Origin of the sequence: Pseudonocardia sp. KRD291 (assembly GCF_019263595.1) — a bacterium.
In the GTDB taxonomy this organism is placed as follows: Bacteria; Actinomycetota; Actinomycetes; order Mycobacteriales; family Pseudonocardiaceae; genus Pseudonocardia.
Window position 1 is genome coordinate 1 of record NZ_JADQDD010000182.1, and the last position, 12,757, is coordinate 12,757.

Genomic DNA, 12,757 nt, shown 5'->3' on the forward strand with positions numbered 1-12,757 from the left:
TGCCGCCGTAGATGTTGCCCTCGCCGCAGGTGTGCGGCGGGCTGCCCTCGCAGATCGGGCGGGGCGAGTTCGAGTCGTCGAACACGATCGCCGCGCCGGACAGGGTCGGTGTGGTCCCGACGAACGTCGCCGACTTGTACTCCTGCGTGGTGCCGGTCTTGGCCGCGACGGGGCGGGTCCAGTTCATGGTCTTCGCGGCCGCGGCCGAGGTGCCACCGGCCTGGTCGTCCTTGCTCATCCCGGTGAGCAGGGAGTCGGCGATTCCCGGTGCGACCGCCTGCGTGCAGGCGGCCTGCGTGATCGGCACCGGCCGGCCGTCCTGGCCGGTGACCGACTGCAGCGGCGTCGGCGGACACCAGGTCCCGTGCGAGGCCAGGGTGGCGTCGACGTTCGCCAGCTCCAGCGCGCTGGTCGGGGTGACGCCGAGGGTGAACGAGCCCAGGCGCTGGTTCTTCGTCGTGGTCGCGATCGAAGAGTCGTCCCCGCCGGACGGGGACTCGGCCAGCGAGGTCAGGCCCAGCCGGACGGCCATGTCGACCACCGGCGGGATCCCGGTCGTCTCCTCCAGCTTCACGAACGCCGTGTTCGGCGACTCCGCCAGCGCGTCGGTCAGCGACAGCTGCGGCGGGTACTTCCCGGCGTTGCCGACCGGGACCGAGGACCCGTCGCCGTTGCGGTAGATCGGTGAGGCGTAGCCGTCGGGCGGGACCGGGATGACCGAGTCGATGCCGATGTCGTGCTGCTCCAGCGCCGTCGCCGCGGTGAAGATCTTGTAGACCGAGCCGGCGCCGAGGTTCTCCGGCTCATAGGGCAGTCCGTAGGCGGACTGGCCCTCGGCGTTGCCGAACGTGCGGTTCGCCGCCATCGCGGTGACCGGGTGCGACGTCGGGCCGGGCGCCACGATCGACATGACGTCGGCGACGTGCGGCTGATCGGCCGGGACCTGCCCGTCGATCGCGGCCTTGAGCGAGCCGAGCTGTCCGCGGTCGAGCGTGGTCCTGATCGTGTAACCGCCGTCGATCAGCTGCTGCTGGCTCATCCCGGCCTCGGTGAGGTAGTGCACGACGTAGTCGCAGAAGTAGCCGGCGTCCCCGGCACCGGTGCAGCCCTCGCCGGGCACCGCCGGGTCCGGCTTCACACCCAGCGGCGCCGCCGCCGACCGCGCGGCCTGGGCCGGGTCGATCGACCCGGCCTGGCGCATCTGCTCGATCACGACGTCGCGGCGGTCCTTCGACGCCTGCGGGTGCCGCACCGGGTCGTAGGGGCCGGGGCTCTGCACCATCCCGGCCAGCATCGCGGACTGCGCGACGGTGAGCGCGCTCGCGTCGACCCCGAAGTAGGCCTGCGCGGCGGCCTGCACGCCGTAGGCGCCGTGCCCGAAGTACACGAGGTTCAGGTAGCCGGTGAGGATCTGGTCCTTGGACAGCTGGTGGTCCAGGCTGACCGCGAGCTCCGCCTCCTTGATCTTGCGGGCGTAGTTCGGCGCGACGGCCGCCTGCTTCTCGGCGTCGGTGCGGGCGGCGACGTAGAGGTCGTAGTTCTTGACGTACTGCTCGGTCAGCGTCGAGCCACCCTGCTGCGACGCGCCCTCGGAGTTGTTCACCAGAGCGCGCGCGACGCCGACCGGGTCCACCCCGCCGTGGGAGAAGAACCGGCGGTCCTCGATCCCGACGATCGCGGCCTTCATCGCGACCGAGATCTTCTCGCTCGGAACGGACTGCCGGTACTGGTCGTAGAAGTAGGCGACGGGCGCTCCGGACGAATCGGTCATCACCGTCGCCGACGGCAGTACCCCACTCCGAATGGAACCGGACGTCTCCGTCGCCGATTCCGCGACCTGTTTCGCGAGAATTCCACCGCCACCCACGACCGGGAAGAGGATCCCGGCCAGCAGCACTCCACCGACCACGACCAACGCGGCCAGCTGCCGTCCCCGCTCACTGCGCACATCACCAGGTCTACCAGCAGGGACCGCGGGCGCGCACGACGGCGCACGGCGCGTCGCGGGTACGCCCGGTGAGGGTGACGGCCCGGAACAACACGACGGGAACGACTATTCGGACAGTTTTCTGCCGATCCTGTGAAATGTGCCACCAGTCAACGGCCCGGTGTCGGCGTGGCGCACACTGGCGAATCGAGGAAAGGGGCGCCGGAGTGGGCGAGATGAGTCCGTGGCACTGGGCGCTGGTGATCGCCGTGGGAATCCTGCTGTTCGGCGCGAAACGGCTGCCGGAGGCCGCCCGCAGCCTCGGCCGCTCGGCGCGGATCCTGAAGGCCGAGCTGGGCGGGACCCACGAGCCGGCCCCCACGACGTCGACGACCGACGGTGCGGGGGCGCCTCCCACCGACCCGCCGGCCCGCCCGCACGGTTCATGATCCCCCCGACGGGAGCGCGGCCGACCTGTCGGGTCGCTCCCACTCCCCGGACGGGGATCATCGAAGGATTCGGGGGCGCGTTGCCCGGGGTGAACACCCGCGGTTAGCGTCGAGTCGGTGACCGCCTCCACGACCCAGATGAAGGTCCGTATCGGGATCGGCTCGGTGGGCCTGCGCCCCGAGGACCCCGGCGCCGAGTTCGACGAGTTCGTCGACGCCCTGGAGTCCCGCGGGATCGACTCGCTCTGGCTGCCCGACCTGGTCTCCGCCGGCGGGGTCGACGCGGTCACCGGCATGGCCTGGGCAGCCGCCCGTACCCGCTCGCTGAAGGTCGGCACCGGAGTGATCGTCCTGCCCGGCCGCAACCCCGCGGTGCTGGCGTCGCAGCTCGCGACGCTGGCCGTGCTGGCCCCGAAGCGGATCCTGCCCGCGTTCGGCGTCCGCGCGGCCACCCCCGCCGAGCGGCAGCTCTACCCCGTCGACGGCGTGCGCGCGGAGGTGTTCGAGGAGGCGCTCGTGGTGCTGCGGCGCCTGCTCTGCGAGCCCGAGGTCACCCACCACGGCACCCACTTCACCCTCGACGGCGCGAGCGTGAACCCGCGCCCGGCCCGCCCGCTGGACCTGTGGCTGGGTGGGCGCGCCGAGGTGGGGCTGCGCCGCGTCGGGCGTCTCGCCGACGGCTGGCTGGGCAGCTTCCTCACCCCGGACGAGGCCGCCCGCGCCCGGGTCACGATCTCCGACGCCGCACGCGAGGCCGGACGGGAGATCGAGGAGGACCACTACGGCACGAACGTCACCCTCGTCCTGCCCGGCACGAGCGAGGACCGGGTGACCGCGATGCTGCGGCGCTCGGCCGAGCAGCGCCCCGACGTCGACCCGGAACAGCTTCTGGCCCGCGGCTGGGACGGCGCCCGGACCCGTATCCGGCAGTTCGTCGAGGGCGGCCTGACGAAGTTCGTGGTCCGCCCGGCCGGCCCGGTCGCCGACTGGCCGGCGTTCCTGGACCAGTTCCGCACGGAGTTGGGCCCGCTGGAGACCTGACTCCCCGACCTGCCCCGCTCGGGATCGCGTCATGGCTCCACGACGCGCTCCCGGCCGCCCAGAGATCGCGTCATGGCTCCACAACGCGATTTCGGCCGCCTCGGGATCGCGACATGGCTCCACGACGCGATCTCGGCTGGTGGAGTGGAGGGTCAGGCGGTGGTGGAGATGCCGCCGTCGACCGGGATGATCGCGCCGGTGACGTAGGAGCCGGCCCGGCTCGCCAGGAACAGCGCCACGCCCGCCATGTCCGACGGGCGCCCGATCCGGCCCAGCGGCGAGCTCGCGGCGATCTCGTCGCCCGAGGCCTCCAGCGTCGCCCTCATCATCTTCGAGGGGAACGGCCCGGGCGCCACCGCGTTCACCGTGATCTTGCGCGGGCCCAGGTCGCGGGCGAGCACGTGGGTGAGGTGGTGCACCGCGGCCTTGCTCGCCGAGTAGGAGTAGTTCGGCAGCTCCGGCACCCGGATGCCGTCGATACTCCCGAGGTTGATCACGCGGGACGGGTCGTCGTCGGTCGCGCCTGCCTCGAGCAGCGGCAGGAACGCCCGGGTCAGGAAGAACGGCGACTTGACGTTGAGGTCGAGCACCTTGTCCCAGGCCGCGGCCGGGAACTCCTCCAGCGGTGCGCCCCAGGTGGCGCCGGCGTTGTTGACCAGGACGTCCAGGCGCTGCTCACGGGAGGCGATCTCACCCGCCAGGCGCACGCACTCGTCCTCGGTCGAGAGGTCCGCCGGGATCCCGACGACGCCGATCTCGGCCTCCGCGGCCGCGCAGGCCTCCGCCTTGCGGCTGGACACGTAGACCGTCGCGCCTGCCTCCTTCAGCCCCTGGGCGATCATGAAGCCGATCCCGCTGGTGCCGCCCGTGACCAGGGCGACCTTGCCCGTCACGTCGAACAGTCCGCTCACGTGTTCCTCCTCGTGCATCGTCGGCGGACCGCAACCTAACCCGGCGGCGCCGATCACCGGCGACGGGACGGGGCACGCCGCACGCAGGCGGAGTGTGCCCGGGATGACCGCGGCCGCGACACGTGGCAGGCTCGGAGCCGATGTCCTCCGCACCACGCCGGGACCGCGACGAGCAGGGTCGCGCCCGCAACTCCCGCCCCCGCGACGCCGCCGGACGCCCGCTCCCGCACGACGCCGACGGTGTCGAGCGGGTGCCGGAGGACCTGGTGCTGACCCCGGAGGAGACCGTCACCGAGGCCCAGCGCCTGCTCGACGGTGGCCTGCCGTTCCAGGCGCACGAGGTACTCGAGGGCGCCTGGAAGGCCTCCGAGGCGCCGACCCGTGAGCTGTGGCGCGCGATGGCCCAGCTCGCCGTCGGGCTCACCCACGCCCAGCGCTCCAACGCCCGCGGCGCGGTCTCGCTGCTGCGCCGCGGTGCCGAGGGCATCGAGGAGTGGCAGACAACGGCGGCGGCCCCGGTCCCGGCCGGGCTGGACCTGGCGGGGCTGCGCCGGCACGCCGTCGCGGTGGCAGACCAGGTGGAGCGCGACAGCGTCACCGCCGTCTCCCCCGCCGACCTCGCCCCGACGCTGCGCGGCCACCCCGAGCGCCCGCATCACCCGTGATCAACGGGGCATGCGGGTTGACCCGGCGTGATCGAACAGCCCTCAGGCCCCGTTGACCGTCATCGCCGGATGTGGCGGGCGACCGATGAGTCGGTGCCACCCGTCCGGTCGGTACCGGCATGACCGGAGCGGGAAGATCAGCGACGACCCGACGGACCCGGGTCGGCATGCTCGCCCACGTCGAGGCGGAGCGGCTCGGCCTCGCCGACGTGCTCGACACGCTCGACGAGGGCGAGTGGGCCACCCCCTCGCTGTGCGCGGCGTGGACGGTGCACGAGCTCGTCGCCCACCTCACGCTGTCCAACCGGACGCCGTTCGCCGCGACCATGCTGGCGATCCTCCGGGCGCGCGGTGACTTCGACCGGGTGGAGGCGGACGCGGCCCGCCAACGGGCACGCCGTCACGGCCCCGCCGAGCTGGTCGCGCAGCTGCGCGAGACCGCGGGCCTGGACCGCAGGTTCCCGCTGGCCGGACGGCTCGACCCGCTGGTCGACATCCTGGTGCACGGCCAGGACATCGTCCGCCCGCTCGGGCGGTCGCGGGCGATGCCGGTCGAACGGGTGGTGCCCGCGCTCGAGCAGGTGTGGAGGAGCCCGTTCCTCGGGCTGTCGAAGCGTTTCGCCGGGATCCGGTTCGTGGCCACCGACGCCGGCTGGTCGCGCGGCGAGGGCACCCACGAGCTGCGCGGACCCGCCGGGGAGCTGCTGCTGGTCTCGACCGGTCGCCCGGCGGGCCTCGCCGCGGTGCACGGCCCGGCGCTGGCCGAGGTCACCGCGAGGCTGACCGCGTCCTGACCGCGGTCGCGCCGGGGGCGTGGCTCACCCGGACGCGACCTCGTCGGCGGCGCGCAGCACCCGTAGCGCGTTGCGCCCGGCCAGCTTCGTGCAGTCGTCGGTGCTCCAGCCCCCGGCGAGCAGGGCGTCGAACAGGCGCGGGTAGCCGGAGACGTCCTCCAGCCCGACCGGCAGGTCGGCGACGCCGTCGTAGTCGCCACCGATGCCGATGTGGTCGATCCCGGCCGCCTCCCGGACGTGGTCGAGGTGCGCGACGACGTCGTCCATCGTCGCCGACGGGGCCGCCGGGCCGTCCCAGCGCCGCGCGAACGCGTTGCGGGCGTGGAGGTCCCGGTGGTCGAGTCCCTCGGCGGTCATCGCGTCGGCCAGCCGGGTGTCCCAGTCGGCGACGACGGTCGAGACGAACCTGGGCACGAACGTCACCATGCACACGCCGCCGTTGCCGGGCAGGGCGGAGAGCACCTCGGCGGGCACGTTGCGCGGCACGTCGGTGACCGCGCGGGCGCCGGAGTGGGTGAACAGCACCGGGGCGGAGGTGACGTCGAGGGCGTCGCGCATCGTCGTCGCGGCCACGTGCGAGAGGTCCACGATCATGCCGATCCGGTTCATCTCGGCCACCACCTCGCGCCCGAACGGGGCCAGCCCGCCGTGCTCGGGCTCGTCGGTGGCCGAGTCGGCCCAGGTGTTGTTCAGGTTGTGGGTCAGGGTCAGGTACCGGACCCCGGCCCGCCGCAGGGAGCGCAGCACGCCCAGCGAACCGGCGATCGCGTGCCCGCCCTCGGCCCCCATCAGCGACGCGACCCGCCCGCCGGCGAACGCCGCCTCGGCCTCGTCGGCGGTCCCGGCCAGGGCCAGGTCGCCCGGGTAGCGGGCGGCGAGGCGGTGCACCCGGTCGATCTGCTCGAACACCGCGGTCACGGCGCTGTCGCCGGTGAACGACCCGGGCACGTAGACCGACCAGAACTGCGCCCCGACCGCTCCGGCGCGCAGCCGGGGCAGGTCGGTGTGCAGCCGGGGCTCCCCGGCGGCCAGGTCGGGCTCCGGGCCGTCGAGCTGCCGCAGCGCCCAGGGCAGGTCGTTGTGCCCGTCGACGAGCGGGGTGCGGGCGAGCAGGTCGGTGGCGTTCGCGGGAGCAGACATCACCGCCCAGTATGCGATCCCCGGCCCCGGCGCCGGAACGACCCGGGGCCCGGCCCGCGACGGTGCGGACCGGGCCCCGGGTCGTGCGCGAGGGTCAGCTGTACTTGATGACGCCGCGGACGATCTTGCCGTCGTGCATGTCCTGGTAGCCCTGGGCGACCTCGTCGAGGGTGTAGTGCTTGGTGACGAGCTCGTCGAGCTTCAGCACGCCCGACCGGTACAGGTCGAGCTGGCGCAGGATGTCCCAGTTGGGGTTCGACTCGCCGAACATCGCGCCCTGGATCCGCTTCTGGAACAGGGTGACGTCGGCCAGCGAGACCGGCAGCGGGGTGGTGTCGGCGATGTTGCCCAGCGCCGTCACGACGACCGTGCCCGCCTTGCGGATCGAGGCCATGGCCTGACCGACGTACTCCGGCTTGATGACGCCGACCGTGATGATCGTCTGGTCGGCGCCCTGGCCGTTGGTGAACTGCTTGGCCAGCTCGGTCGCCTCCTCCATGGAGTCGACGGCGTGCGTGGCACCCAGCTCCTGGGCCTTCTCGCGCTTGAGCGCGACCGGGTCCACCGCGATGATGTTCGACGCGCCGGCGTGCTTGGCGCCCTGCACCGCGTTGATGCCGATGCCGCCGATGCCCATGACGATCGTGGTGTGGCCGGGCTGGACCTCGCCCGCGTTGACCGCGGAGCCCCAGCCGGTGCCGACACCACAGCCGACGAGGCAGGCCACCTCGAGCGGGATGTCGTCGGGGACCTTGACGCAGGAGTCCTCGGACACCGTGGTGGTCTCGACGAACGTCGAGATGCCGCACATCTGCCCGACCGGCGTGCCGTCGGCCAGCTTCAGGCGGGTGGAGTCCTCACCCCAGCGGGTGCCGGCGAGCAGGCCCGCACCGAGGTCGCAGAGGTTCTGCATGCCCGAGGCGCACCAGCGGCAGTGCCCGCAGGAGGGCAGGAAGGAGAAGACGACGTGGTCGCCCTCCTTGAGCCCCTTGTTGTTGCGGCCGGCCTTGGTCACGATGCCGGCGCCCTCGTGGCCACCGGCGAACGGGTAGATGCCGACCGGGATGTCACCGGTGGCGATGTGGTCGTCGGAGTGGCAGAGCCCCGAGGCGACGAGCTTGACCTGCACCTCTCCGTCGCGAGGGTCGTCCACCTCGAGGTCGACGACCTCGTACTTGCCCGGCGCCTGCCGGACGATTGCTCCGCGGGTCTGAGCCACTGTCGTGTTCTCCTTCGACGTCTTCGTCTGCGGGGATGCGCACGCGACGATATGACGTCGGACACCAGTCCGGAAGTGCCACACGCGGATCGACGCCGATCAGTCGACTGTCGTCTGTCGGAGGTGGCCGGGACACCGTTCACGGCGTCCCGGCCGCACCCCGGTCGACTCAGGTGTACTCGATCACCCCGCGGATGTTCTTGCCGTCGCGCATGTCCTGATAGCCCTGGTTGATGTCGTCGAGGGTGTAGGTCTTGGTGATCAGCTCGTCGAGCTTGAGCGCACCGGTGCGGTAGAGCTCGAGCTGGCGCTTGATGTCCCAGTTCGGGTTGGACCCGCCGAACAGCGCGCCCTGCAGCCGCTTCTGGAACAGGGTCAGCTCGGAGATCGCGATCGGGACGCCGACCTCCTCCATGTTCCCGATCCCGGTGACGACGGTGGTGCCGGCCTTGCGGATCGAGGCGAACGCCTGCGCGACGTGCTCACCGGTGGTGACGCCGACGGTGACGATCGCGGAGTCCGCGCCCTGGCCGTTGGTGAACTGCTTGGCCAGCTCGGTGGCCTCCTCCATGCTCGACGCGGCGTGCGTCGCTCCCATCTCCTGGGCCTTCTCGCGCTTGAACGCGACCGGGTCGCAGGCGATGATGTTCGACGCGCCGGCGTGCTTGGCGCCCTGCACGGCGTTGATGCCGATGCCGCCGATGCCCATCACGATCACCGTGTGACCGGGCTGGACCTCCGCCGCGTTGACCGCCGACCCCCATCCGGTGCCGACGCCGCAGCCGACCAGGCACGCGACGTTCAGCGGGATATCCTTGTCGATCTTGACGGCGGACTCCAGCGACGCCGTCGTGTGCTCGACGAACGTGGAGATCCCGCAGGCCTGCCCGACCGGCGCGCCATCGGTGGTGTGCATCCGGTAGGAGCCGTCGGTCCAGCGCGGGCCCTGCAGGATCGATGCGCCGTGGTCGCACAGGTTCTGCTGTCCGCTCGCGCACCAGCGACAGTGCCCGCAGGACGGGATGAACGAGAAGATGACGTGGTCGCCCTCTTCGATCCCCTTCGAGTTCGGGCCGACCTTGGTGACGATCCCGGCGCCCTCGTGCCCGCCGGCCATCGGATAGGTGCCGACCATGATGTCGCCGGTGGCGAAGTGGTCGTCGGAGTGGCACATCCCCGATGCCACGAGCTTGACCTGCAGCTCGTCCGGGCGCGGGTCCTCCACCTCGAGGTCGATGACCTCGTACTTCCCCGGCGCCTGCCGGACGACTGCTCCACGGGTCCGCATCGCGGGCCTCCTTCGACGTCGTTGTCTCGCTCGGATGCCCGGCCGACGATATGACCGACGTCACGCGGCGCGGAAGTGTCCGTCGCGCATTCGACCCCGACGGCCGAACCCCTAGTCCGGACGGCCCGCGTGGCGCGGGTTCGCGACCCGCAGCCGGGCCGCGACGTCAGCGCGGACGGACTCGACGACGTCGGAGCGGCCGTCCATCGCGCCGGCCCGGATCGCCGCGGCGAGGTCCGCGTCGCCGGTGACGCCGAGCCCGGCCAGGCGCCCGGCGTGCGCGGCCTGCTGCTCCGGGCCGGCCCGCAGCTCGCGGCGCGCGATCGCGACCGCGTTCGCCGCCACCCGGGCGCCGAACCGCAGCCGCGCGTCGTCCAGGGCGCCGGGGAGCTCGTCGGTGAGGAACCCGGAGACCGCATCGAGCAGCTCGTCGACGGTGGGACGCCCGTGCAGTCCCGCGGCGGGTGCCGGGGAGTCGAGGAGGTCGGGGACGGCGACCGGCGCGGCCGGAGCGAGCGCCCGCAGCGCGTCGTACTCGGACTCGGCGGCCCGGCGCCCGAGCACGGCCATCTCCACCGTCGCCTCGGCACCGGAGAGGTGCCTCTCGGCCTGCATCCGGCAGATCACCGCCCAGTGCACGGCGGCGAACACCTCCCACCACGCCACCACGTCCGGATCCGGGCGCGTGCCGGCGACCTCGGCGTAGCCGTCGAACAGGTCGGAGTACGGGCCGAACCCGCCGACCGGCTCCGGCGAGCCGAACCGCCACGCCCTGGCGCAGAGCCAGCCGAGGTCCTCCATCGGGTCCCCGGCATGCACCAGCTCCCAGTCCAGGACGCCGAGCACCCCGTCGGCGCCGTCCGGCCGGGCGCCGACGAGCAGGTTGCCGGTGCGGAAGTCGCCGTGCACCAGGCGTGGCGCGACGGCCGGTGGCCGGTGCCGTTCGAGCCACCGGAACGCCAGCTCCAGCGCCGGGTTCGGCTCGCCGAAGTCGTCGTGGCGCGCGCGCAGGGCGTCGAGCCGGTCACCGGCGCCGAGGTGGTCCCCGGCGCCGGGGGCGAGCACCTCGCCCGGCGGGATCGTGTGGATCCGGGCCAGCACCGCGCCCAGCTCCCGGGCCAGCCGCGGCCGGACGGCGGCCCAACGCCCGTCGCGCAGCAGGCGCCGCGGGATCGTCTCGCCCTCGAGCCGGTCGACGACCAGGAACGGGGTTCCCACCTCGGGTGGGTGCGAGGCCGCACCGTCGCCGTGGGCGTGCAGCCGGGGCACCGGCACCCCGGCTGCCGCGGCGGCGGTGAACGCGGCGGCCTCACGCGCCATCCCGGCCGCGTCCGGGTCGTCCGGGCGGTCGCGGCGCAGCACCAGCGGGACCGGTGCGCTCCCGCCTTCGGGGACGGCGTCGAACGCCCACGTCTCGCGACTCGCCCCACCGGCCAACCGACGCAGGCCCGTGACCTGCACCGACGTTCCCCACGCCCGGCCCAGCACGATACCCAACGCCTCGCTCGGACCCGCCTCGTCCATGCCGACCTCCCCGGTGGCGCCCGACCGTCGCCGCCGCGCCCGCGGTGTAGCGTCGATCATCGGACCGATCTCCCGCAACGACGAGGGAGCCGACGTGGACCGCACGCTGCCCACCGAGATCACCGCCCTGCTCGCCGACCTCGACGCGTTCATCGCCGACGAGATCGCGCCGCTGCAGGCCGCCGACGACAACGAACGGTTCTTCGACCACCGCCGCGAGTGGGCCCGCACCGACTTCGAGGCCGACGGCACCCCGCGGCCCGAGTGGGAGGCGCTGCTCGGCGAGATGCGCCGCCGCGCCGACGCCGCCGGGTTCCTGCGCTACGGGCTCCCGACCGAGCTCGGCGGGCGCGCCGGGTCGAACCTGGCGATGGCGGTGGCCCGCGAGCACCTGGCGCACAAGGGCCTGGGGCTGCACAACGACCTGCAGGACGAGTCGTCGGTCATCGGCAACTTCCCGGCGCTGCTGCTGCTGTGGCGCTTCGGCACGCCGGAGCAGCGCGAGGAGTTCTGCGAGCGGATCGTCACCGGCGAGCGCCGGGTGGGCTTCGGGCTGACCGAACCCGACCACGGCAGCGACGCGACGTGGCTGGAGACCACCGCCGTCCGCGACGGCGACGACTGGGTCATCAACGGCCGCAAGCGCTGGAACACCGGCGTGCACACCGCCACCCACGACCTCGTGTTCGCCCGGACCTCGGAGTCCGAGACGTCACGCGGCGGCAAGGCGGCCGCGATCAGCGCGTTCCTGGTCCCGACCGACTCCCCCGGCTTCTCGGTCCCGTTCTACTGGTGGACGTTCAACATGCCCACCGACCACGGCGAGGTCGAGCTGCGCGACGTGCGGGTCCCGGCGTCGTCGATGCTCGGGCAGGAGGGGCGGGCGCTGGCGGTCGCGCAGACGTTCGTGCACGAGAACCGGATCCGCCAGGCCGCGTCCGGGGTGGGTGCGGCGCAGTTCTGCATCGACGCCTCGGTGGCGTACGCGAAGGAACGGGTCACGTTCGGCGAGCCGCTGTCGAACCGGCAGGCGATCCAGTTCCCGCTGGTGGAGCTGCACACCGAGGCCGAGATGTGCCGGGTGCTGGTCCGCGCGACCGCGCACGAGCTCGACACGCGTCCGCACATGGAGGTCAGCGACCGGGTCTCGATGTGCAACTACCGCGCGAACCGCCTGGTCTGCGAGGCCGCCGACCGGGCCATGCAGGTGCACGGCGGGCTCGGCTACAGCCGGCACCGGCCGTTCGAGCACATCTACCGCCACCACCGCCGCTACCGGATCACCGAGGGCTCCGAGGAGATCCAGATGCGCAAGGTCGCCGGGGTCCTGTTCGGCTTCCACAGGTAGCCGCGCACCACCGGCCGGCCCTGCGCGCACTCGTGAACCATGACGTGCGTGGCGCGCTCGTCGTGGTTCAGGAGTGCCGCGGGTCAGCGGGGCATGCGACGCCAGACCGGGCGGGGCAGCAGGCGCAGGACGGCGAACAGGGCGCGCAGCGTGCCGGGGACCCAGACGTCGCCGCCGCGACCCCTGCGCAGTGCGGCGACGGTGGCATCGGCGACCTGCTCCGGGGTGGACGACAGCGGGGCCGGGCTCATCCCCTCGGTCATCCGCCCGATCACGAAACCGGGCCGGACCAGCAGCAACCGCACCCCCGTCCCGTGCAGGGCGTCGGCCAGGCCGGAGGCGAACCCGTCGAGCCCGGCCTTCGCCGAACCGTAGACGTAGTTGGCGCGCCGCACCCGGACCCCGGCCACCGACGAGTAGACGACGAGCGTCCCCTCCCCCTGGGCGCGCA

Annotated in this window: 12 protein-coding genes; 5 read left to right on the forward strand and 7 right to left on the reverse strand. The window is 72.9% G+C overall.

Annotated elements, in window-relative coordinates; all coding sequences use genetic code 11:
- Window positions 1–1,771: transglycosylase domain-containing protein (locus I4I78_RS21900; RefSeq protein WP_226380199.1), on the reverse strand; the 1,771-nt coding region annotated here is incomplete at its 3' end.
- A 392-nt stretch (window positions 1,772–2,163) separates the two neighbouring features.
- On the opposite strand from I4I78_RS21900, the gene tatA reads away from it, so the two are divergent.
- Complete coding sequence (tatA, locus tag I4I78_RS21905; protein WP_226380200.1) at window positions 2,164–2,376, forward strand: Sec-independent protein translocase subunit TatA; 213 nt, start codon at window positions 2,164–2,166, stop codon at window positions 2,374–2,376.
- A 117-nt stretch (window positions 2,377–2,493) separates the two neighbouring features.
- Window positions 2,494–3,417 carry a TIGR03854 family LLM class F420-dependent oxidoreductase gene (locus tag I4I78_RS21910; protein WP_308252285.1) on the forward strand — a complete coding sequence of 308 codons (924 nt, stop codon included), beginning with the start codon at window positions 2,494–2,496 and terminating at the stop codon, window positions 3,415–3,417.
- Window positions 3,418–3,569: 152 nt separating this feature from the next.
- On the opposite strand, the gene I4I78_RS21915 is transcribed toward I4I78_RS21910, so the two are convergent.
- A complete protein-coding gene (locus I4I78_RS21915; protein ID WP_218613341.1) occupies window positions 3,570–4,328 on the reverse strand; it encodes an SDR family oxidoreductase in 759 nt (252 codons plus the stop codon).
- Between the two features lie 140 nt (window positions 4,329–4,468).
- Here I4I78_RS21915 and I4I78_RS21920 point away from each other — a divergent pair, with 140 nt between their 5' ends.
- Both I4I78_RS21920 and I4I78_RS21925 read left to right on the forward strand, forming a co-directional pair.
- Window positions 4,469–4,993 carry a DUF309 domain-containing protein gene (locus I4I78_RS21920; protein ID WP_218613342.1) on the forward strand — a complete coding sequence of 175 codons (525 nt, stop codon included), beginning with the start codon at window positions 4,469–4,471 and terminating at the stop codon, window positions 4,991–4,993.
- Window positions 4,994–5,160: 167 nt separating this feature from the next.
- The gene (locus I4I78_RS21925) at window positions 5,161–5,787 is read left to right on the forward strand and encodes a maleylpyruvate isomerase family mycothiol-dependent enzyme (RefSeq protein WP_218613343.1); all 627 of its coding nucleotides are present in this window, start codon (window positions 5,161–5,163) and stop codon (window positions 5,785–5,787) included.
- A gap of 24 nt (window positions 5,788–5,811) precedes the next feature.
- On the opposite strand, the gene I4I78_RS21930 is transcribed toward I4I78_RS21925, so the two are convergent.
- The 4 genes from I4I78_RS21930 to I4I78_RS21945 form a co-directional block, all read right to left on the reverse strand.
- On the reverse strand, window positions 5,812–6,927 hold the full coding sequence (locus I4I78_RS21930) for a dipeptidase (RefSeq protein WP_218613344.1): 1,116 nt from the start codon (window positions 6,925–6,927) through the stop codon (window positions 5,812–5,814).
- Window positions 6,928–7,021: 94 nt separating this feature from the next.
- Entirely contained in the window at window positions 7,022–8,146 is a 1,125-nt protein-coding gene (locus I4I78_RS21935) for an NDMA-dependent alcohol dehydrogenase (protein WP_218613345.1), read from the reverse strand.
- Window positions 8,147–8,315: 169 nt separating this feature from the next.
- Entirely contained in the window at window positions 8,316–9,434 is a 1,119-nt protein-coding gene (locus I4I78_RS21940; protein ID WP_218613346.1) for an NDMA-dependent alcohol dehydrogenase, read from the reverse strand.
- Between the two features lie 111 nt (window positions 9,435–9,545).
- Complete coding sequence (locus tag I4I78_RS21945; RefSeq protein ID WP_218613347.1) at window positions 9,546–10,958, reverse strand: phosphotransferase family protein; 1,413 nt, start codon at window positions 10,956–10,958, stop codon at window positions 9,546–9,548.
- On the opposite strand from I4I78_RS21945, the gene I4I78_RS21950 reads away from it, so the two are divergent.
- Window positions 10,957–12,306: an acyl-CoA dehydrogenase family protein gene (locus I4I78_RS21950; RefSeq protein ID WP_218613348.1), complete on the forward strand. Its 1,350-nt coding sequence runs from the start codon at window positions 10,957–10,959 to the stop codon at window positions 12,304–12,306. The two genes, I4I78_RS21945 and I4I78_RS21950, sit on opposite strands and share 2 nt — an antisense overlap.
- An 83-nt stretch (window positions 12,307–12,389) precedes the next feature.
- Here the strand turns inward: I4I78_RS21950 and I4I78_RS21955 are convergent.
- Window positions 12,390–12,757, reverse strand: a 368-nt coding sequence (locus I4I78_RS21955; RefSeq protein ID WP_218613349.1) for an SDR family NAD(P)-dependent oxidoreductase, incomplete at its 5' end; no start/stop codon positions are given.